The organism is Microbacterium sp. LWO12-1.2 (genome assembly GCF_040675875.1).
In the GTDB taxonomy this organism is placed as follows: domain Bacteria; phylum Actinomycetota; class Actinomycetes; order Actinomycetales; family Microbacteriaceae; genus Microbacterium.
Genome location: NZ_JBEGII010000001.1, coordinates 983222 through 1004440, shown reverse-complemented (window position 1 = coordinate 1004440; position 21219 = coordinate 983222). Strand labels below are relative to the sequence as shown.

General features: G+C 66.2%; 22 protein-coding genes. 3 read left to right on the top strand and 19 right to left on the bottom strand.

Annotated features, from left to right (window positions below; genetic code table 11):
- Positions 1–3: 3 nt before the first annotated feature.
- The 14 genes from miaB to MRBLWO12_RS04620 all read right to left on the bottom strand — a co-directional run bounded on the left by miaB (position 4) and on the right by MRBLWO12_RS04620 (position 13849).
- Entirely contained in the window at positions 4–1551 is a 1548-nt protein-coding gene (miaB, locus tag MRBLWO12_RS04685; RefSeq protein ID WP_363553178.1) for a tRNA (N6-isopentenyl adenosine(37)-C2)-methylthiotransferase MiaB, read from the bottom strand.
- Positions 1552–1601: 50 nt separating this feature from the next.
- Positions 1602–2075 carry a regulatory protein RecX gene (locus MRBLWO12_RS04680; RefSeq protein ID WP_363553176.1) on the bottom strand — a complete coding sequence of 158 codons (474 nt, stop codon included), beginning with the start codon at positions 2073–2075 and terminating at the stop codon, positions 1602–1604.
- 455 nt (positions 2076–2530) lie between these two features.
- On the bottom strand, positions 2531–3580 hold the full coding sequence (recA, locus tag MRBLWO12_RS04675) for a recombinase RecA (RefSeq protein ID WP_363553174.1): 1050 nt from the start codon (positions 3578–3580) through the stop codon (positions 2531–2533).
- 265 nt (positions 3581–3845) lie between these two features.
- Entirely contained in the window at positions 3846–4070 is a 225-nt protein-coding gene (locus tag MRBLWO12_RS04670) for a DUF3046 domain-containing protein (RefSeq protein ID WP_363553172.1), read from the bottom strand.
- Positions 4071–4093: 23 nt separating this feature from the next.
- On the bottom strand, positions 4094–4402 hold the full coding sequence (locus tag MRBLWO12_RS04665) for a helix-turn-helix domain-containing protein (RefSeq protein ID WP_046014377.1): 309 nt from the start codon (positions 4400–4402) through the stop codon (positions 4094–4096).
- 141 nt (positions 4403–4543) lie between these two features.
- A complete protein-coding gene (locus tag MRBLWO12_RS04660) occupies positions 4544–5029 on the bottom strand; it encodes a CinA family protein (RefSeq protein ID WP_363553170.1) in 486 nt (161 codons plus the stop codon).
- Positions 5026–5601 carry a CDP-diacylglycerol--glycerol-3-phosphate 3-phosphatidyltransferase gene (gene pgsA, locus MRBLWO12_RS04655; protein ID WP_363553168.1) on the bottom strand — a complete coding sequence of 192 codons (576 nt, stop codon included), beginning with the start codon at positions 5599–5601 and terminating at the stop codon, positions 5026–5028. The genes MRBLWO12_RS04660 and pgsA overlap by 4 nt, the downstream gene beginning before the upstream one ends.
- The gene (locus tag MRBLWO12_RS04650) at positions 5601–8336 is read right to left on the bottom strand and encodes an FtsK/SpoIIIE family DNA translocase (protein WP_363553166.1); all 2736 of its coding nucleotides are present in this window, start codon (positions 8334–8336) and stop codon (positions 5601–5603) included. Before MRBLWO12_RS04650 ends, pgsA begins: the two co-directional genes overlap by 1 nt.
- A gap of 73 nt (positions 8337–8409) precedes the next feature.
- The gene (locus MRBLWO12_RS04645) at positions 8410–8904 is read right to left on the bottom strand and encodes a GNAT family N-acetyltransferase (RefSeq protein ID WP_363553164.1); all 495 of its coding nucleotides are present in this window, start codon (positions 8902–8904) and stop codon (positions 8410–8412) included.
- A 76-nt stretch (positions 8905–8980) separates the two neighbouring features.
- The gene (locus tag MRBLWO12_RS04640; RefSeq protein WP_363553162.1) at positions 8981–10657 is read right to left on the bottom strand and encodes a ribonuclease J; all 1677 of its coding nucleotides are present in this window, start codon (positions 10655–10657) and stop codon (positions 8981–8983) included.
- A gap of 52 nt (positions 10658–10709) precedes the next feature.
- A complete protein-coding gene (gene dapA, locus MRBLWO12_RS04635) occupies positions 10710–11687 on the bottom strand; it encodes a 4-hydroxy-tetrahydrodipicolinate synthase (RefSeq protein ID WP_247629887.1) in 978 nt (325 codons plus the stop codon).
- A 118-nt stretch (positions 11688–11805) separates the two neighbouring features.
- A complete protein-coding gene (locus tag MRBLWO12_RS04630; protein ID WP_363553160.1) occupies positions 11806–12567 on the bottom strand; it encodes an SDR family NAD(P)-dependent oxidoreductase in 762 nt (253 codons plus the stop codon).
- A complete protein-coding gene (locus tag MRBLWO12_RS04625) occupies positions 12567–13043 on the bottom strand; it encodes a dihydrofolate reductase (protein ID WP_363553158.1) in 477 nt (158 codons plus the stop codon). Before MRBLWO12_RS04625 ends, MRBLWO12_RS04630 begins: the two co-directional genes overlap by 1 nt.
- Positions 13040–13849, bottom strand: coding sequence for a thymidylate synthase (locus tag MRBLWO12_RS04620; protein ID WP_363553156.1), 810 nt, complete (start codon positions 13847–13849; stop codon positions 13040–13042). Before MRBLWO12_RS04620 ends, MRBLWO12_RS04625 begins: the two co-directional genes overlap by 4 nt.
- A 118-nt stretch (positions 13850–13967) precedes the next feature.
- On the opposite strand from MRBLWO12_RS04620, the gene MRBLWO12_RS04615 reads away from it, so the two are divergent.
- The 3 genes from MRBLWO12_RS04615 (at position 13968) to MRBLWO12_RS04605 (ending at position 15488) form a co-directional block, all read left to right on the top strand.
- Positions 13968–14381, top strand: a complete 414-nt coding sequence (locus MRBLWO12_RS04615) for a thioredoxin family protein (protein WP_363553154.1) — start codon at positions 13968–13970, stop codon at positions 14379–14381.
- Between the two features lie 21 nt (positions 14382–14402).
- A complete protein-coding gene (locus MRBLWO12_RS04610) occupies positions 14403–14975 on the top strand; it encodes a DUF4395 domain-containing protein (RefSeq protein ID WP_363553152.1) in 573 nt (190 codons plus the stop codon).
- An 87-nt stretch (positions 14976–15062) separates the two neighbouring features.
- On the top strand, positions 15063–15488 hold the full coding sequence (locus MRBLWO12_RS04605; RefSeq protein ID WP_363553150.1) for an OsmC family peroxiredoxin: 426 nt from the start codon (positions 15063–15065) through the stop codon (positions 15486–15488).
- Positions 15489–15496: 8 nt separating this feature from the next.
- Here the strand turns inward: MRBLWO12_RS04605 and MRBLWO12_RS04600 are convergent, their stop codons facing one another.
- The 5 genes from MRBLWO12_RS04600 to MRBLWO12_RS04580 all read right to left on the bottom strand — a co-directional run bounded on the left by MRBLWO12_RS04600 (position 15497) and on the right by MRBLWO12_RS04580 (position 20947).
- Complete coding sequence (locus MRBLWO12_RS04600) at positions 15497–15934, bottom strand: hypothetical protein (RefSeq protein WP_363553148.1); 438 nt, start codon at positions 15932–15934, stop codon at positions 15497–15499.
- Positions 15931–16671: a 4-hydroxy-tetrahydrodipicolinate reductase gene (dapB, locus tag MRBLWO12_RS04595; protein ID WP_363553146.1), complete on the bottom strand. Its 741-nt coding sequence runs from the start codon at positions 16669–16671 to the stop codon at positions 15931–15933. The genes MRBLWO12_RS04600 and dapB overlap by 4 nt, the downstream gene beginning before the upstream one ends.
- 80 nt (positions 16672–16751) lie before the next feature.
- A complete protein-coding gene (locus tag MRBLWO12_RS04590; protein ID WP_247629879.1) occupies positions 16752–17354 on the bottom strand; it encodes a histidine phosphatase family protein in 603 nt (200 codons plus the stop codon).
- Positions 17355–17423: 69 nt separating this feature from the next.
- Positions 17424–18452 (bottom strand): aldo/keto reductase, encoded by a 1029-nt coding sequence (locus MRBLWO12_RS04585; RefSeq protein ID WP_363553144.1) that lies wholly within the window; start codon positions 18450–18452, stop codon positions 17424–17426.
- A gap of 218 nt (positions 18453–18670) precedes the next feature.
- The gene (locus MRBLWO12_RS04580) at positions 18671–20947 is read right to left on the bottom strand and encodes a polyribonucleotide nucleotidyltransferase (protein WP_363553142.1); all 2277 of its coding nucleotides are present in this window, start codon (positions 20945–20947) and stop codon (positions 18671–18673) included.
- Positions 20948–21219: the final 272 nt, after the last annotated feature.

Below are 21219 nucleotides of genomic sequence, written 5' to 3'. Positions count from 1 at the left end.
CGTTCACACTCCGACGCGCAGCGTCGGGAGCCCGAGTGATACAGCGCGCGGTCCGCCGTCGCTTGCCGGTGCCGGCACCGCGCAGGACTCCGCCTGAGCACGATCCCAGGCGTCTCCGCCGCGGGTGCGACGGATCTGCAGCGGACGGCCGGTCGGATCATCGGCGAGCAGGTGGAACGGAGCCGCATGCGTGATCGTCACGGTGACCACGTCGCCAGGACGGGGAAGATCCGATCCCTCGGGGACCTGGAAGTGCACAAGACGGTTGTCCTGAGCGCGACCGGTCAGACGATTCGTCGCGGCATCCTTCTTGCCCTCGCCGGTCGAGACCAGCACCTCGACCTCGCGACCGATCTGCTTCTGGCTCTCCTCGAGCGAGATGCGCTCCTGCAGCGCGATCAGCCGGTTGTAGCGTTCCTGGACGATCTCCTTCGGCACCTGGTCTTCCATGGTGGCGGCGGGGGTGCCCTCACGGATGGAGTACTGGAACGTGAAGGCGCCGGAGAATCGTGCCTGTTCGACGACACGCATGGTGTCCTGGAAGTCTTCTTCGGTCTCGCCGGGGAAGCCCACGATGATGTCGGTCGTGATCGACGCGTGCGGAATGCGCTCACGCACACGGTCGAGAATCCCGAGGAAGCGGTCGCTCCGGTAAGAGCGCCGCATCGCCTTGAGGATGCGGTCGCTTCCGGACTGCAGCGGCATGTGCAGCTGCGGCATGACGTTGGGCGTCTCAGCCATCGCATCGATGACGTCGTCCGTGAAGGCTGCCGGATGCGGGCTGGTGAAGCGGATGCGCTCGAGCCCGTCGATCTCCCCTGCGGCGCGCAGGAGCTTGCCGAATGCCTGGCGATCACCGAATTCGACGCCGTAGGAGTTGACGTTCTGGCCCAGAAGGGTGACTTCGAGGGCGCCGTCTTCGACCAACAATCGGATCTCGTTCAGGATGTCACCGGGGCGACGGTCCTTCTCCTTACCGCGCAGGCTCGGCACGATGCAGAACGTACAGGTGTTGTTGCAGCCCACCGAGATCGATACCCATCCACTGTGGGCGGCGTCCCGCTTCGTGGGAAGCGTCGACGGGAACACCTCCAGCGCCTCGAGGATCTCGAGCTCAGCCTCGCCGTTGTGGCGCGCGCGCTCGAGAAGACCCGGCAGCGAGCCCATGTTGTGCGTCCCGAAGACGACGTCCACCCATGGCGCCTTGTCGAGCACGGCCTGCTTGTCCATCTGAGCGAGACAACCGCCCACGGCGATCTGCATGCCGTCCTTGCGCCGCTTGACCCCAGCGAGTTGACCGAGCGTCCCGTAGAGCTTGCCCGCGGCGTTGTCACGCACAGCGCACGTGTTGATGATGACGACGTCCGCCTCGGTCCCGGGCTCTGCACGCGTATAGCCTGCGCTCTCGAGCGAACCGGACAATCGCTCAGAGTCGTGCACGTTCATCTGGCACCCGAAGGTTCGCACTTCGTAGGATCGCTGTCGGCCGTCGACGTCGACGGCTGCCGACGAGGCGGTGATGATCGTCGGTTCGCTGCGCGGGATAGTCATGATCATCCCATTGTACGAGCGTGATCGCCTGGATCAGCGCGGCGGAGGCGTCAGTCGGAATCCACGAACCGCACGCCGGTCGGGCGTCCACCGAACGTCGCCTCAGCCAATGCCGACTTCGCCGCGGTCATCGCCACGGATCCGTTGTACCCGCGGCGCGACAGCTGCCCTACCAATCGTCGGAGAGCAGTCTCCGGCTCCAGCCTGCTGAGGGATCGTGCTTTGGTCCGGGCGAAGTCGAGCGCACGCTCCGCATCGTCATCGGGCAACTCATCGAGCGCCGCGTTGACCACGTCACGGGGGATCCCGCGCTGCGCGAGTGCACGGGACAGCGCAACGCGTCCCTGCCCCTTGCGCTGGGTTCCCGACTCCACGAGTTGGCTGGCGAGGGCAGCGTCATCGAGATATCCGCGTCGAGTGAACTCATCGAGCACGTCATCGATCTGGGCACCATCAAGCCCGTGGGTCTTCAGTACCGTGCGCGCTTCCGAGATCGACAACGAGCGCGCTCTGAGCTTCCTCACGAGACTCTCGGCCGCGATCCTCCGGCTCTCCTCCGGGTCCGGGCCATCCACGGACTCGGCATCGTCCCGCGCGCCATGTCCATCCAAGGCCCGCAACCGTGGGGCATTCTTGGGCGATCCTCCCCCGTTGGCGGGATGCCGATCACTCGGCGTGCCGTCAGACGTGGACTCTGTCGACCGACCGCTCGGCAGTGACGCATCCCACGTCGATCGCCAGAGACCGGCGTCACCGCTCCTCTGCGGTGCGGCGTTCGTCGCCTCCTCTGAGCCCGGAGAGGACCTCGTTTCTGACTGCCCGAGATGCTGGCCCGCCGGGAAACGCTTCGCGGCGCTCCCGACCGAGGCATCCGTCGACGCATCGGCGGTTCGAGCTTCCCGTCCACCGAACAACGGGATAACGGGGGCGAGCCGCGTATCAGAGTCTCGCGGTCCGCCCCCGCTCTCACCAGTCATGATCAGGCCGGACGACGCTCGGCGAGCTCGTCAGCAGAGGCGACAGCCGCCACCTGCGGGCCGATGCCGAGCTTCTGCTTGATCTGCGTCTCGATCGCCAACGCGATGTCGGGGTTGTTCAGCAGGAACGTACGGGCGTTCTCCTTGCCCTGTCCCAGCTGGTCTCCGTCATAGGTGTACCAGGAACCGGACTTCTTGACGATGGCGTGCTCGACGCCGAAGTCGATGAGACTGCCCTCTCGCGAGATACCGATGCCGTAGAGGATGTCGAACTCCGCCTGCTTGAACGGCGGCGCCATCTTGTTCTTCACGACCTTGACGCGGGTGCGGTTTCCGACGGCCTCCGTGCCATCCTTCAGCGTCTCGATTCGACGGATGTCGAGTCGCACCGAGGCGTAGAACTTCAGCGCCTTTCCACCGGCGGTCGTCTCGGGGGAACCGAAGAAGACACCGATTTTCTCACGCAGCTGGTTGATGAAGATCATTGTGGTGTTGGTCTGGTTGAGACCACCGGTGAGCTTACGAAGCGCCTGCGACATGAGGCGAGCCTGGAGACCGACGTGCGAGTCGCCCATCTCTCCCTCGATCTCAGCGCGCGGCACCAGGGCGGCCACCGAGTCGATGACGATCAGGTCGATCGCGCCGGAACGCACGAGCATGTCGGCGATCTCGAGCGCCTGCTCTCCGGTATCGGGCTGCGAGACGAGCAGGGCGTCGATGTCGACTCCGAGCTTCGCCGCGTAGTCGGGGTCGAGCGCGTGCTCGGCATCGATGAATGCGGCGATGCCGCCGGCGCGCTGTGCGTTGGCGATCGCGTGCAGGGTCAACGTGGTCTTACCCGAGGACTCCGGGCCGTAGATCTCGACGATACGACCTCGCGGCAGGCCTCCCACGCCGAGAGCGACGTCGAGGGCGATGGATCCGGTGGGGATCACGGCGACAGGAGCACGCTCGTCGCTGCCCAGCCGCATGACCGAGCCCTTTCCGAACTGGCGATCGATCTGTGCGAGAGCTGTTTCCAGGGACTTCTCGCGGTCTGCGGGTGATGGCATGATGTGTTCCTTCTGCTCGCGTGGTGCCGCCTGTAGGCTGTCGCGGCGCTCCCGGTTGGGAGCAACTCTCCGACAAGGCGTATGGCTCATCGGCCATGTCTTCACCGTACGAGGGGCCTCAGACATTCGGTCGAGGAACCTGCGAACAGTGGAGAGCACCAGCTCTGAACCACTTGTGCAGAAGACTACGCCCGATTCGAACGCATCTTCGACGACACGCCGCTCACGGCGCACCGGAAAACGGAGCTATCGAACAGTAGTTCGGTCAACGCTTGCGTGGTTCGATACGGCCGACACCGTGGCGTCGGCCCTCGGGGACGTCCATCTCATCGCAGAGCGCGTACCAGATCTCGCGAGGAGGAACCCCGGCCTCGAGAGCCTCAGAAGCCGTACGATCACCTAGCGGAGTCAGAACCAGATCTTGAAGGAGAGAAGACGCACGCGTGCGGAACTCGGAATCCACAGCGCGGAGGAACTCGCTACGACGCATTGAGGAAAGTGAGAACCTGCGACTCAGCGCAGCGAGAGCTCGGGCTCGATCGATGCCACGAGGTCGTCCGGAACGACGTCCGGGAAGACCTGGATGCCCTCGAGCACGGAGATGCGATCGCCGACCTCACGCATGATGGTCGAGATGGGCACATCGAGCGCATCCGCGACCGAAGCCAGAATCTCGCTCGACGCTTCCTTCTGACCACGCTCGACCTCGCTGAGGTAGCCCAGCGCAACCGATGCCTTGCTCGCGACCTGCCGGAGGGTGCGGCCCTTCTGCAGGCGGAAGTCCCTCAGCACATCGCCGATTTCCTGTCGTACAAGAATCATCGGAACCTCCTCCCGGATCGTGTAGTCAGAGTCTCCTCCGACGAGATCGCCAGTCTAGTCCTACCGGCTTTCACAAAATCTACCCCTGCACTCTGTGGTTTGAATGTGAGCACATCATTCGTAACGGCGAGAACACGCCAGCTATTCCCCGAGCACATCACACAGCGTTCGCAGCACGGCGTCGACCGCCGCGGAGCGGATCTGCGCACGGTCGCCGTCGAACCGGAACTCCACCGTGCGCGACGTCTCGGGCGTGACCACGCCCACGTGCACTGTTCCCACGGGCTGGCCATCTGGCGAGTCGGGGCCGGCGATCCCGGTCGTCGAGATTCCGACATCAGCCGCGATGCCGCCGACGCTCACCGCGCGGCGCACCCCATCCGCCATCTGCCACGCGACGGTCGGATGCACCGGCCCGTGCCGTTCGAGAAGACTCTCGTCGACTCCGAGCAAAGAGTGCTTCACCGGCGTCGCGTATGCAACGACGCCACCCCACAGCACGGAAGACGCACCGGGCACCGCGACCAGCGCTGCGCTGACAGACCCACCGGTCAGCGACTCGGCGACTCCGAGAGTCCACCCCCGTCGCCCGAGAGCGGTCAGAACAGCGGCAGCCGAAGATGTCATGCCTTCTGCCGTGAGCCCCGGACCTGCGCGACGATGTAATCGATCCCACTCACCACGGTGAGGATGAGCACGATGATCATCAGCACACCGGTGACCAGGGTCCATGGTCCGAGACCGATGAGCTCATGCAGCGGCAACAGCGCCCAGCCCAGAGCCACACCCTGGAACGCCGTCTTGATCTTGCCCATCCACGCAGCCGCCACAACATGCTCCTTGGCGACGACGAGCCGATGGACGGTGATTCCCCACTCTCTAACGAGGATGATCAGCACGATCCACCATTGGAGCTCCCCCAGGATCGCGAGACCGATGAAGCCTGCCCCGGTGAGAAGCTTGTCGGCGATCGGGTCCCAGAGCTTCCCGAAGTCGCTGACGATGTCGTACTTACGTGCGAGGTACCCGTCGACCCAGTCCGTCGAGATCGCGACGATGAACAGAATCGCGGCCGTCCACCGGAGTCCCGGACTCGGGACTCCGTATGTCCCGCCGAGCAGAAGCACGACGAAGAAGATGACCGCCAGCGGGATACGTGCGATCGTGATCGCGTTGGGGAGCTGCCTCGGAATGGTCATCAGTCGCGTCCTGTCAGGCCCCAGGCGTCTTCGTCGCCTTCGGATTCGACGACGGGGAGCCCGTCGTATTGCGCCTCGATCGGATCAACCGTGGCCGGAAGCGGCGGCACCGGAGGCACCGTCGGGGTGGGGGCCGGCGCGGGGGAATCCTCTCCGCGCAGCTTCGCCATCACCTGCGGCAGCTGTTCGGCGGTTGCCAGCACATCTCGCGCCTTCGACCCCTCGGAGGGTCCGACGATCTCGCGCGACTCCAACAGGTCCATGAGGCGTCCCGCCTTCGCGAACCCGACTCGCAGTTTGCGCTGGAGCATAGACGTGGACCCGAACTGGGAGGAGACGATGAGCTCTGCGGCAGCAAGCAGAAGTTCGAGGTCATCCCCGATATCCTCGTCGACTTCCTTCTTCTTGGCCGGCTCCATGGCCTCCTGGACATCGGAGCGGTACTCGGGACGAGCCTGGCGGGTCACGTGCTTGACGACCGCGTCGATCTCCTTCTCGTCGACCCACGCGCCCTGGAGACGGAACGGCTTCGACGATCCCATGGGCGAGAACAGAGCGTCACCCTGACCGATCAGCTTGTCAGCACCGGGACTGTCGAGGATCACGCGGCTGTCTGTGACGCTGGTCACGGCGAATGCCAGTCGGGACGGGACGTTGGCCTTGATCAGACCGGTGACCACGTCGACGCTGGGTCGTTGGGTCGCGAGCACCAGATGGATACCGGAGGCACGCGCAAGCTGTGTGATGCGGACGATCGAATCTTCCACGTCACGCGGGGCGACCATCATCAGGTCGGCGAGCTCATCGACCACGACCAGGAGATACGGGTACGGCTTGAGCACACGTTCACTGCCCACGGGGAGCTCCACCTCGCCGGCACGCACCGCCCGGTTGAAGTCGTCGATGTGACGGAAGCCGAACGACGCGAGGTCGTCGTACCGCATGTCCATCTCCTTCACGACCCACTGGAGCGCCTCTGCGGCCTTCTTCGGGTTCGTGATGATGGGCGTGATCAGGTGCGGCACACCGGCGTAGCTCGTGAGTTCGACGCGCTTCGGGTCGATGAGGACCATACGCACGTCAGAGGGCCGAGCGCGCATCAGCAGGCTCGTGATCATCGAGTTCACGAAGCTGGACTTACCCGAGCCGGTCGAACCGGCGACCAGCAGGTGAGGCATCTTGGCGAGGTTCGCGATCACGATGTTGCCGCCGACGTCCTTGCCGACGCCGATGGTCATCGGATGTGTGCTCTTCTGGGCAGCCTGGGACCGCAGCACATCACCGAGCGCGACCATCTCCTTGTCGGCGTTGGGGATCTCGATGCCGATCGCGCTCTTGCCGGGGATGGGCGAGAGGATGCGGACATCGTTCGACGCCACCGCGTACGCGAAGTTGTTGCTCAGCTGCAGGATCTTCTCGACCTTGACGCCGTGGCCGACCTCAACCTCGTACTGCGTCACCGTCGGCCCGCGCGAGAAGCCGGTGACCTTGGCATCGACCTTGAACTGCGACAACACGCTCGTGATCTGCTCGATCACCTTGTCCGTCGCCTCGGAGCGTTCGACCGGCGCGGGACCTTCGACGAGCAGTCCGGGGGAAGGAAGGATGTAGGGCGCGACCGGAGCCTGCGGACCGCGATCGCCCGGGCCATCGGTACCGAACCCGTCGAGACCGGGAAGCTCGGGCATCTCACCGGTGTCCGACTCGTCGTCGAGCAAGGCAGTCGTCTGCTGGCCGGCCAGCGATTCTGTCACGGAGCGCACCTCCGACAGGATCTCGGTCGCCGCATCCTGAGCGTTCGCGACGATCACCGCCTGATCGTAGGCGGGCGTCGCATCCGGAGTCGACAACAGCGCGGTGATGTCGTCCGAGCCGAGCGTGCCCTCGTCCGGGTCCTCTTCGCGACCCGTCTTGTTGCGCCGCCACCAGGGCAGCACGTCCGGGTCGTCCACCTTGTCGGCCTCGTCGACCGGCGGACTCTCCTTCACCGGCTTCTCGGTGCGCTCGGCATCGAACATCCACGCATAGAGGTCGCCGAGTCGGGCTCCGATCCGGTTGGGCGGAGTCTTGGTGAGGATGAGCACCGCGAGCACGGCGAGCAGGCTCAAAACGATGTAGGCGACGACAGGGGTCAGGAATGCGAGCGGCTCGCCCACCATCCAGCCGAACAGACCGCCGGCCTCGCTGAGGGCGAGCATCCCCTCCTTGGGCTGCGCGCGCACGACGGCGCCCAACTTGTCGGTGGTGCCCGCAGCCACGTGACAGAAGCCTGCCAGCGCCAGGATGAAGAGGCCGAACCCGATACCGATGCGACCGTTGTCATGCACCGAGGACGGGTGCCTGAACAGCCATCCGGCCAGGAACAGGAGAAGGACGGGCATCACGAAAGCGACGCGGCCGATCAATCCGCCGACCGAGTACGCGCTGATGTTCGCGGCGACCTCGTTGCCGATGAAGAACCACTCGTTGACGGCTCCGAGGATCGCCACGAGGACGAGCAGGAAAGGGAAACCGTCACGGCGGTCGTCCTTCTCGAGGGTCTCAGGGCCGAACGCCCGGAACAGGCCGCCGACACCGTGCGCCAGTCCGCCCCACGCGCGCACGACGACGGGCGGCTTATCGGCTTCGTCGATGTACTTCTTGGGCGCGGGCTGAGCCTTCGGAGCGGCCTGCCGCTTGGGGCGAGCCGGTGCGCTCTCGGACGCGCGCGCGGATTTCGTGGTGCTCCTGGCCATGCTCTCACGTTACGCTCAGGCGCCGACATTTCCCCGCAATGACGCGGCTTTCCGGCGATCCGGAACCTCGAGGTCACCCGGTACGGCGAACCATCGTGTCACGCAGCAGACCCTGCGCCGAGACCGTGAAGCCTTCGGATCGGTACAGACTGCGCGCGAAGTTGTCGCGCTCGACGCTCAGCGAGATACGGGCATGGCCGTGAGCGCCCGCCAGCTGGACGACCCCGCGCAGCAGCATCCGCCCGACGCCTCGCGCCCGCCACAGCGGATGGACACCGACGATCAGCTCCGGCACGGACACCGCGACGAAACCGAATCCCGGTTCGTTCTGCGGAAGCATCCGGAACCAGGAGGCACCGATCGGGATGCCGTCGGAGTCGATCGCCACCAGCCCGTCGTCGGCCGAGCGCTTCCAGCCCGCGATGTACCGACGGTGGTCGTCGGAGGTCAGCACCTCATGACGGGGCCGCACTCCCCCGGCTCGCCAGTTCGCGGCCTCCACGAGCATGTCGCCGAGGAAGACGGCGTCGGCCTGCTCCGCCTGCCGTATCGAGAATCCCGTCAACATGACGCGAGCCTAGGCCCACGGTGTTACACCCCGATGTCGGTCAGCCGTGAAAGCTCGACCGTCCCGCGTGGACCGATCAGGCCTCGATGACGAGCGGCACGATCATCGGACGACGACGCAGTCGCTGGTTGACCCAGCGACCGATCGTGCGACGGACGACCTGCGAGAGCGAGTGCGTGTCCCTGACACCGTTGCCGGCGGCCTCCTTGAGAGCAGCCACGATCTTCGGGGTGACGTCGTCGAAGACCGAGTCGTCCTCTGCGACTCCGCGTGCGTGGATCTCCGGCCCGGAGATGATGCGTCCCGTCGCGGCATCCACCACGACGATCACGGAGATGAAGCCCTCCTCCGCGAGGATGCGACGATCCTTGAGGTCGGCGTCGGTGATCTCGCCGACCGTGGAGCCGTCGACGTAGACGAAGCCGAGGTCGAGCTGTCCGACGACGCGCACGTCGCCGTCCTTGAGGTCGATCACGGTGCCGTTCGAGGCGATGATCGTGCGCTCGGCGGGAATCCCGGTGTCCTGCGCCAGCTTCGCGTTGGCGATCAGGTGGCGGTACTCCCCGTGCACCGGAAGGACGTTCTTCGGCTTCAAGATGTTGTAGCAGTAGATCAGCTCGCCGGCCGCGGCGTGCCCGGACACATGCACCTTCGCGTTCGCCTTGTGCACGACGTTGGCGCCGAGCTTGGTCAGCCCGTCGATCACGCGGTAGACCGCGTTCTCATTGCCCGGAATGAGGCTGGACGCGAGGATGACCGTGTCGCCCTCGCTGACCTCGATCGCGTGATCCATGTTCGCCATGCGGCTCAGCACCGCCATCGGCTCGCCCTGCGAACCGGTGGACATGTAGACGATCTGCTCATCGGGCAGGTCGCGCGCCTTCTTGAAGTCGATCAGGAGCCCGTCTGGCACCTTGAGGTAGCCCAGCTGCTCGGCGATGGTCATGTTGCGCACCATGCTGCGTCCGAGGAACGCGACTCGGCGGCCATGCGCGTGAGCGGCGTCGAGGACCTGCTGCACACGATGGACGTGGCTGGAGAAGCTCGCGACGATCACGCGCCGAGGGGCTTTGCCGATGACCTGGTCGAGCACGGGACCGATCGAGCGTTCGGTCGGCGTGAAGCCGGGGACGTCGGCGTTGGTCGAGTCGACCAGGAACAGGTCGACACCTTCCTCACCGAGGCGCGAGAATGCGCGCAGGTCCGTGATACGGCCATCGAGGGGCAGCTGATCCATCTTGAAGTCGCCGGTGGCCAGCACCAGTCCGGCGGGCGTGCGGATCGCGACGGCGAGGGCATCGGGGATCGAGTGGTTGACAGCCACGAACTCGAGGTCGAACGGGCCGACCCGCTCCTCCTGGCCTTCTTTCACCGTGAGGGTGAAAGCCTTGATGCGGTGCTCCTTGAGCTTGGCCTCGACCAGCGCGAGCGTGAGCGTGGAGCCGATCAGCGGGATGTCGCTCTTCAGTCGGAGCAGGTAGGGCACCGCTCCGATGTGGTCCTCGTGTCCATGCGTGAGCACGACACCGACGATGTCGTCCAGGCGGTCGCGGAGCGGCTCGAAGTCCGGGAGGATCAGGTCGACACCGGGCTGGTGCTCCTCAGGGAAGAGCACACCGCAGTCGACGATCAGGATCTTGCCGTCGTACTCGAACATGGTCATGTTGCGACCGATCTCGGCGAGGCCACCGAGCGGTGTGACGCGGAGCGTTCCCTCTTCGAGAGGGGCAGGTTCTGCGATGGGGATGGACATGCTGTCTCCTCAGTCGGACGCTGAGCGCGTCCGTTCGTTCATGGGGACGCGCTCAGCGCGTCGTGCCGTGCACCTTCGGCAGGGCGCCGCCCGCAGCCGCATTGCGGTCGGGGCGGAAGTTGGAGAAGTCGGCGCCGGCGACGCTGTTCACGAGGTCGAGTTCGTCCTCGATGAGCGCCGCTTCCCACTCTTCGGGGCCGACGAGGGGCAGCCGGACTCGCGGGCTCGAGATGCGCCCCAGCCCGTGCAGGATGTACTTGGCCGCGACGGTTCCGGGCACGTGCGTCATCACGGCGCGGACCAGGGGCTCGAGCCGCTTGTGCTCGGCGGTCGCCGTCGCGAGATCGCCCCGATTCACCGCATCGATGATCGTGCGGTAGGGCGTGGCTGTGATGTTCGCGGTGACACCGATGAGACCAGTCGCTCCGATCGCCAGGTGCGGCAGCACGTTCGCGTCGTCGCCCGAGAAGTACATCAGATCCGTCTGGTTGAGCACGCGACTCACCTCGGAGAAGTCGCCCTTGGCGTCCTTCACGGCGAGGATGTTCGGGTGCTTGGCCAGGCGCAGGATCGTCTCGTACTTGATGGGCACGCCCGTACGGCCGGGGATGTCATAAAGGATGACCGGAAGGTCGGTGGCGTCGGCGACGAGCCGGAAGTGCGTGAGGATGCCCGCCTGCGTGGGCTTGTTGTAGTAGGGAGTGACGATCATGATGCCGTCGGCGCCGGCCTTCTCGCTGGCCTTGTAGAGCTCGATCGCGTGCGCGGTCTCGTTCGATCCGCCGCCCGTGATGATCTTCGCCCTTCCCGCCGAGACCGACTTGCCGACCTCGACGAGCTTGAGCTTCTCCGGGTCGGTCAGCGTGGAGGTCTCGCCGGTCGTTCCCGTCACGACGATGCCGTCCGCACCCGCGGTGATGACGTCATCGATGTGCTTCTCGACGGCGGGCCAATCGACTTCACCGTCGGCCGTCATCGGAGTGACGAGCGCGACGAGAACCTGTCCGAAAGGGTTGCCCGAGTGCGTCATGCTCCCAGCGTATCGTCTCGGATGATGCTCACGCGGACGTGATGACTCCGATGACGTCGTCCGGTGCACCGTCGACCTCATCCCGCCGCAGCGGGCCTGCGGATCGATTCATCGCCACTCAGACGCGTCCGCGGCGTGCGACGCCGGAGGTGAGAGAACTCGGCAGAACACGCGTCAGCACCACGATCGCCTTGTACCGCCAGGACGGGATCGAGACAGCCTTGCCCCGAGCGGCGTCACGAAGACCTTCCCGTACGACGTCGGTGGCGTTCAGCCACATCACCCCGGGGACTCCCTCTTCGCCGACGGCGAGACCCATGCGCTCGTGGAATGACGTGTGGGTGAACCCCGGGCACAGCGCGGTGACGCTCACATGGTCGCGCGCATATTCCGCATTGGCCCAGCGGCTGAACCCGATCAACCAGGCCTTGCAGGCAGAGTAGGTGGACCGGGAGATGAATCCCGCGACGGATGCCACGTTGATGATCCGACCACCGCGACCACGCATCGTCTGCAGCGCGGCATGCGTCAGTCGCATCGAGGCCTCGACGTGCACACGCAGATGACGCACCTCGTCGTCGATGTCGTTGTCGGCGAACTGCAGAGGCAGGCCGAAGCCGGCGTTGTTGACGAGCAGATCGACGGGGTCGCTCACATCGCGCAGACGGTCTGCGATGCGCGCGACATCGGCTTCGACCGCGAGATCGGCCGTGAGTACTTCGACCGCGACACCGTGAGCGCTGCGCAGTTCCGCCGCCAGCTCCTCCAGCGCATCGGCGGAGCGTGCGACCAGGATGAGGTCGGCCCTCCGACGCGCGAGTTGACGCGCGAACTCCGCGCCGAGCCCGGCGCTCGCCCCCGTGATCAGTGCGGTCGGCATCAGCGTTCGTATCCCAGGAAGCGGTAGCGGATACCGGTGCGTGACGTCTGCCACTCCCCCTCGTCGACGAGCCGCCATCCTGCCTTCGACGGCGCGAAGGCGTCACCGGCGACCTCCAGATCGAGCTCGGTGATCTCGAGCCGGTCGGCGTCACCGATCACCTGACGGAAGATCTCCGCTCCTCCGATGATCCAGACCTTGTCCAGCCCCCGCACGGCCTCCGCGACGGTCGCGGCGCGGTGCGCCCCTTCCGCGCTCCAGTGCAGCTGGCGGGTGATGACGATGTTCTGACGCCCCGGGAGGGGGCGGAAGCGCTCAGGGAGAGAGTCCCAGGTCTTGCGCCCCATCACGACAGGGGCTCCCAGGGTGACTTCCTTGAAGTGCGCGAGGTCCTCCGGCACATGCCATGGCATGCCGCCCTCGGCACCGATGACGCCTCCGTCGGCCTCGGCCCAGATCAGTCCGACCCAGGTCATACCGCCACCGCCGCACGGATCGCCGGGTGGTGCTGGTAGTCCTCCACCACGAAGTCGTCGAACGCGTAGTCGAAGATCGACTCCGGCGTGCGCGCGAACCGGAGCGTCGGGTAGGCGTACGGGTCACGCGACAACTGCTCGCGCACCTGATCGACGTGGTTGTCGTAGATGTGGCAGTCGCCGCCGGTCCAGACGAAGTCGCCGGGCTCGAGGCCGACCTGCTGAGCGACCATCAGCGTGAGCAGCGCATAGGAGGCGATGTTGAACGGCACACCGAGGAACAGGTCTGCGCTGCGCTGGTAGAGCTGGCAGGAGAGCTTGCCGTCGGCCACATAGAACTGGAACAGCGCATGGCACGGCGCGAGCGCCATGTCCGGGATGTCGGCCGGATTCCAGGCCGACACGATGAGCCGGCGGGAATCGGGAGAGCGGCGGATCTGCTCGATGACCTCGGAGAGCTGATCGATGCTCTCACCGCCCGGCTTCGGCCAGGAGCGCCACTGCACACCGTAGACCGGGCCGAGATCGCCGGATTCGTCGGCCCATTCGTCCCAGATCGTGACGCCGTTGTCCTGCAGCCACCGGACGTTGGAATCACCGCGGAGGAACCACAGCAACTCGTACGCGATCGACTTGAAGTGCACGCGCTTGGTCGTGATCAGGGGGAAGCCCTGCGAGAGGTCGAACCGGATCTGGCGACCGAACACGCTGGTCGTGCCCGTGCCCGTCCGATCGGACTTGTGCGTACCGCTCTCGAGGACGTCACGGAGCAGGTCTTCATACGGCGTCGGGACGGCTGCGCTCATGACAGCAACGATACCCGGCCACTCCCCGGAGCGGGCGGATGCCGGCGCGCGCCGGACCGTGATGTCATCGTGTGACACATCGACCCTCGCACCCCTTGCCACGGCGTAATCTCATCCCATGTCGCCTGCGCTCGCCCTGGGAATCGCGGCAGCACTCATCGTGCTGGCCGTGGTGATCGGCGTGGTTCAGCGTCGCCTCGACGGTCGCCGACGTGGCGGGGGCGCACTGCGGTTCGACGCGCGCGATGCGGCATCGGGCCCACTCGGCTCCCGTGCGACGCTCGTGCAGTTCAGCACCGAGATGTGCACCCGGTGTCCGCAGGTGCGGCGAATGCTGCACAGCTACACGGAGGACCACGACGGTCTGACGCACGTCGAGGTCGACCTCACCCATCGTCCCGACCTCTCGGCACGGTACAGGGTTCTGCAGACGCCGACGACCTTCCTCATCGACAACACCGGCGCGGTCCGCGCACGGTTCCACGGTGTGCCCCACCGGCACGCCCTCACCGAGGCCCTCGCCGCCGTCTGAGGCGCGAAGACTGGAGCAGAGATGACCACTCCCGCCGGCATTGATCCGCGTGGTCCTCGTTTCGCCGCGACGATCACGACGCTGCTGCTGATCGTCGCGACATTCCTGGGACTGGTCGGCATCTCCACGGCGAAACTCCCCGGGAGCTGGTTCGCGATCTCCCCCGGCTTCGACTTTGCGTTCGTTGCCCCGAATTCGTGGGCGGTCAGCGCCGCACCTCTGCTGCAGCGGGCGCTCGACCCCGGCTTCCTCCTCGCCGTCGTGATCGCGCTCCTGTTCGTCTGGGGTGTGGCATCGCCGCAGACCGCACCGTGGGGAGTGCTCTTCCGTCGGGTCGTCCGCCCACGGCTCTCGGCACCCTCCGAGCTGGAAGATCCGCGCCCGCCGCGCTTCGCCCAGGGCGTGGGCCTCTTCGTCGTCACGATCGGCCTGATCCTGCACCTGGCCGGTGTGCCGTGGGCGTTGCCGATCGCCACGGGAGCGGCCTTCGTCGCCGCATTCCTCAACGCCGCGTTCGGGCTCTGCCTCGGCTGCCAGCTCTACCTGGTGCTGCAGCGCGCCGGGATCCTCGGACGAGCCGCCTCGACTGCCTGAGCACTGTTCCGTCGCCGGTACGCGATGGATAGGCTGGCCGGAACGCGCGCCGTGCACACCGAGCAGAGCGCGAGAACCGGAGGAATCATGCCCGTCACCAGCGAAGCGACCACGACCTGGACCGGATCACTCGCAGAGGGTTCCGGCACCGTCGCGTTCTCGACGTCGAACCTCGGCACCTTTCCGATCAACTGGAAGGCACGCAGTGAGGGCAGCGACACCACCACGACTCCCGAAGAGCTCATCGCAGCCGCTCACGCCTCGTGCTTCAGCATGGCCCTGTCACATGCGCTGAGCGAGAACGGCACCCCGCCGGAGCGTGTGAACACCAGCGCTTCAGTCACCTTCAAGCCCGGTGTCGGCATCACGGGCAGCCACCTCAACGTCAACGCGGTCGTGCCAGGGCTCAGCCCGGAGGCGTTCCAGGACATCGCGAACGAAGCCAAGACCGGCTGCCCCGTGTCCCAGGCCCTCGCCGGGATCGAGATCACCTTGGAGGCGACGCTCGCCTGAGTCCGCTCTCAGGAGCGCGAGAGGCGGATCGCCTCACGGATGCTGGCTCGGGCGTCTTTACGGCGCCCGGCCGCGTCCTGCACCACGCCCAATCGGAAGCGGGCGCGCCACTCGGTCGGCGCTGCGTCGGCTTCGGCGGTGTAGCGCGCGATCATCGGATCGGCGTCGCCCTTCGCGATGCGACCGCTCGGCGTGAGCTCGGTCTCGGCCTGCGGCATCCCGCCCTCGGCATCCAGAGTGCGCCCGAGCTTGTCCGCCGCGAAGCCGAACTGCATCTCGCGCACGAGCGCCCAGGCGCCGATCAACGGCATCACGATCAGGGCGACGCCGATGGCTATCGCGATCGGCTCCCCCGTCGTGAGCATGAGCACGGCCCGCTGCCCCACCACGACGATGTACAGGGCCAGGCACAGGGCCATGACTCCCACACCGATGCGCGACATCATGAGCGGATGCCGATATCGATCATGTTCTCCAGACCGACCACGACGCCGGTGGCCTGGACCGCGAACGGTACGGCAAGGCGGATGCCAGGCGCATATGCCAGCGCGGGCTCGATCGTGTCATGCGTGAAGGTGAGCGATTCACCCGGGCCGGACAGGATGACCTCCTGCTTCGCGACGACGCCAGGGCGTCGCAGCGAGTGGATGGGCACACTTCCCACCTGCTGGCCGCGCGCACGCTGATCGGCATGCGGAGCACTCACGGGTCCCTGCTCGACGCGAGCGGCAGCGATCAACTCGGCGGTGCGCACCGCCGTACCGCTGGGCGAGTCGATCTTGGTCTCGCGGTGCGCCTCGATGATCTCGGCCGAGCCGAAGAACGGCGCGGCGGCCGCGGCCAGAGCTGAGCCCAGAACCGAGCCCAGCGAGAAGTTGGGGATGAAGACGACGCCGGTGCCCGCCGCCTCGGCGAGTGGGCGCACGAGAGCGATGCGCTCGGCCGACCAGCCGGACGTCGCCACGAGAACGTTCAGGCCGTGTTCGATCGCGGAACGCACCACATCGATGCTCACCTGAGGCGTCGACGCGTCGACCACGAGGTCAGCGCCGGCGAGCTCCGACAGATCGCTGCTCGAGGTCAGCACCCGGCTCACCTCGAAGCCCTCGAGCTCTTCGATCACCGCGTGGATGATCGTGCCGAGCTTCCCGGTTCCGCCGACGAGTGCTACCTGCGTGGTCATGCATCCAGTCTATTGAGCGCGGCAGCCCCGACTGCCGGGGCGCGCGGGGCGCGGACGGTGAGAACGACCGACGCGGCGGCTCAGACGGGAAGCGCATCCGGGATGCCCGTGCGCAACTCCACCGGGAGGTGACCGGTGTCGTTGTGCGTCAGCAACGTCCAGGGGCGTCCCTGCTTCTGCGCGATGATCGTCAGACCGCAATGCGCCTGGTTCAGAGTCATCCACCGCCATTCGGGCGCGCCGAGGACTTCACGGACGAACCATGAGATGACGAAGTTGTGAGTGATCAGCACCTCATGCACGTCGCCCGGCTTGCGCACCAGGAACTCGTTGACCGCGTCGAACATCTGCGCCCCACCGGCCTCGATCTCCGCCTCGGTCACCGAGCCGAAGAACGGCTCGAACACGGCAGGAGTCTCTTCGGTCATCCCCGTGGGGACGCAGTCGAACAGCAGCGCCGTCGGCTCGGGGTCGACAGACGGCAGACGGCCGGCGATCGCGCGCGCGGTCTCGTTGGCACGGAGGAGCGGTGAATGCCAGACGGCATCGAGCGGAAGACCGGAGAGCCGGTCGGCGATCAACTCTGCTTGGCGCTGCCCACGCGGCGACAGGGGTCCGTCGGCGAGGCCGTGCTCGGCATCCTGATGTTCACCGTGTCTGACCAGATATATGTAGTGCGTCACAACCCGCTCGCTTCATTGCCAGCATCTGCCGGGCTTCTCTTCCACCCTATGTCACGGGTGCGACAGTGCTCAGTTGCCTGCCCGCGTGAGCTCCGCGAGCTGCGCACGAGACAGCGTGACGCCGGCTCCCTGCATCAGCTCGTCCACGTGCTCGGTCGCGAACGTGTTGACGATCGGGGCGGCGATGGTCCGCTGCGCCAGCAGCCAGGCGATCGACACCGCCGCCACAGGCACGGACAGTTCCTCGGCGACCTGGTCGAGCGCACGCAGGATCTTGATCCCCCGACGGTTGAGGTGCCCACGCAGCTGCTCACCACGCACGCCCTGGGATGTCAGTGCCTTCCGACGATGACGCCCGGAGAGGAATCCGTGCTCGAGTGCGTGCGAAGGAGTGACGGCGAGGCTCTGCGCGCCGGCGACGAGACGGAGATCCCCCTCGAACGGCTGACGACGGATGAGATTGTACGGTGCGTCGATCACCTCGATACGCGGATAGCCCGCCGAGGCCAGGATGCGCGCCTCAACGAGCCGTTCCGGCGCGAAACCGAAGGCTCCGATCGCTCCGACCTTGCCGGCATCCGACAGCCATTCCACCGTGGCGAGGGTGTCTTCCAGATTGGTGGTGGAGTCGAGCGTCGCGTCGAGATGCAACACGTCGATGCGATCGACTCCGAGTCGTGTGAGCGACCCTTCGACCGCACGGACCAGGTTCACCGAACCCAGACCGGGGTTGTCGGCATGGGCGCCGATCCGGACGCTGAGCAGTGCGTGGTCGCGCAGACCTCGGGACCGCAGCCACTGTCCGATGATGTGCTCGCTGCGTCCGCCGGAGAATCCATCGGCGGTGTGCACCGCGTTGCCGCCGAACTCGACGTAGCGATCCAGGATCCCGTGGCTCGTCTCGAGATCGACGTTCCAGCCGAACTCCGCAGCGCCCAGCATGAGGGGGAACGTCTCCAGGCCGGTCTCGCCGAGAGGCACACGGATGGATTCCCCTATTCCGGGCCCGACGATCGGAATGGGAGCGGATGGATGCTCCGCAGCCGCCTGCGGGGCACGCTCTGCGGACGCTCCTGCGCCTACGCTGAACAACCGCATACTCTCACCCCCGCATCGGTCAGTGCGTTCCGACCTGCGTACCTGCCATGATCTGCACCCCCCGGTGCGTACTTCGAGGGTAAGCGACTTCGGCGAACACTCCGACCAATCCAGGGAACGGCGCGAAAACTTCCGATAACGGTTTGGTCACACCGAACACGACAGAACCCGGGCGCCTCCGCAACGGAGACACCCGGGTTCTGAGCGTACGATTCCGCTTACTCGGCGGCGGACTCCTCGGCGGGAGCAGCCTCGGCCGCGGGGGCGTCGTCGAGCACGGGCTCGAGCGACAGCTTTCCACGGTCATCGATCTTCGTGATCTTCACGAGGATCTTCTGGCCGACAGAGAGGACGTCGTCGACGTTCTCTACGCGCTTGCCACCGGCGAGCTTGCGCACCTCGGTGACGTGCAGCAGGCCGTCCTTGCCCGGGAGCAGCGAGACGAACGCACCGAAGGTGGCGATCTTCACGACGGTTCCGAGGAACTGCTCGCCGACCTCGGGGTTGGTCGGGTTCGCGATCGCGTTGACCTGGGCACGGGCGGCCTCGGCCGACGGACCATCGGTCGCGCCGATGTAGACGGTGCCGTCCTCCTCGATGGAGATCTGCGCGCCGGTCTCGTCCTGGATCGCGTTGATCGTCTTGCCCTTCGGGCCGATCAGCTCACCGATCTTGTCGACCGGGATCTGAACGCTGATGACGCGGGGCGCGGTCGGCGCCATCTCGTCAGGCGCGTCGATCGCGGAGTTCAGGACGTTGAGGATCGTCAGTCGAGCGTCGCGGGCCTGGGTCAGCGCACCGGTGAGCACGGACGTCGGAATGCCGTCGAGCTTCGTGTCGAGCTGAATGGCCGTGACGAACTCGCTGGTACCCGCGACCTTGAAGTCCATGTCGCCGAGAGCATCCTCCGCACCCAGGATGTCGGTCAGCGCGGCGTAACGGGTCTCACCGTTGACCTCGTCGGAGACGAGACCCATGGCGATACCCGCGACGGCCGCGCGCAGCGGCACACCCGCGTTGAGCAGCGACAGCGTCGATGCGCAGACGGAGCCCATCGAGGTCGAGCCGTTGGAGCTCAGCGCCTCGGACACCTGACGGATCGCGTACGGGAACTCCTCGCGGCTCGGCAGAACCGGCACGAGTGCGCGCTCGGCGAGGAAGCCGTGCCCGATCTCGCGACGCTTCGGCGAACCCACGCGGCCGGTCTCGCCGGTCGAGTAGGGCGGGAAGTTGTAGTGGTGCATGTAGCGCTTGCTCGTCGTGGGCGACAGCGAGTCGATCTGCTGCTCCATCTTGAGCATGTTCAGCGTGGTGATGCCCAGGATCTGGGTCTCACCGCGCTGGAAGATCGCAGAACCGTGCACGCGCGGGATGACCTGCACCTCGGCGTCGAGCGGACGGATGTCCGCCAGTCCACGGCCGTCGATGCGAGCGCCCTCGGTGAGGATGCGTCCGCGGACGATCTTCTTCGTGACCGACTTGTACGCCGCGGAGAACTCGATCGGAGCCGCAGCCGGGAGCGAGCCCGCCTCGGTGGCCTCGATGAGCTCGGCCTTGACGCGGTCCTTGATCGCGTCGTCGGCGGTCTGACGCTCGACCTTGTCGGCGATCTGGTAGACCCCGACGAGCTGGTCGTAGGAACGCCCGGCGACGAAGTCGTAGACCTCCTGGCTGTATGCCGGGAAGACCGGGTAGACGCCCGGCTCCTTCGACGAGGTCGCTGCAAGCTCGGCCTGCGCCTTGACCAGCTGGGCGATGAACGGCTTGGATGCCTCGAGCCCCTGGGCCACGACGGCCTCATCGGGCTTGGTGGCACCGGCCTTGATCAGGTTCCAGCTGCCCTCGGTGGCCTCAGCCTCGACCATCATGATCGCGACGTCTTCCGAGCCATCGGACTTGGTGACGACACGACCGGCGACGATCAGGTCGAACACGGCCTCGCTGACCTGCTCGGCGTTCGGGAACGCGACCCACTGGTCGGCGTGCTCGCCCTGGCCGGGGATGAACGCGAGGCGCACACCGGCGACGGGACCGGAGAACGGCAGACCCGAGATCTGGGTCGACGCGGAAGCCGCGTTGATCGCGAGTGCGTCGTAGAACTCGCCCGGCGCGATCGACATGACGGTGATGACGACCTGGACCTCGTTACGGAGTCCGTCGACGAACGACGGGCGCAGCGGGCGGTCGATCAGACGGCAGACCAGGATCGCTTCGGTGGAGGGACGACCCTCGCGACGGAAGAACGAACCGGGGATCTTGCCAGCAGCGTAGGAACGCTCCTCGACGTCGACCGTCAGCGGGAAGAAGTCGAAGCCTTCGCGCGGGTGCTTTCCTGCGCTGGTGGCCGAGAGGAGCATGGTCTCGCCGTCGAGGTACGCGGCGACTGCGCCCTGAGCCTGCTGCGCGAGGCGGCCGGTCTCGAAGCGGATGGTGCGGGTGCCGAAGCGGCCGTTGTCGAGAACGGCCTCGGTGGCAGTGATTTCAGGACCTTCCAAGAGGTCTCTCCTTCTTTGTTTAGACTCGCGAATCCGTATGACGCGCGAGCGTGTTCCATAAGGAGCGGATACGGCCGGATATGGGCGCGCGGGCATTCCCGCGAATCTCGCCTGCGCTGGCCACCAGTAGAAAGCCACCCGACATCGTGCGCCGAGGAACCCACCACAGGGGACCAGCTTCTCCGCCGATCGCTCCATGAGTCGATATGAAATTGGAGCGGTTGACAGATTGCAACCGCATCAACCCTATCAGCGCGTCCCTCGAATCCGCT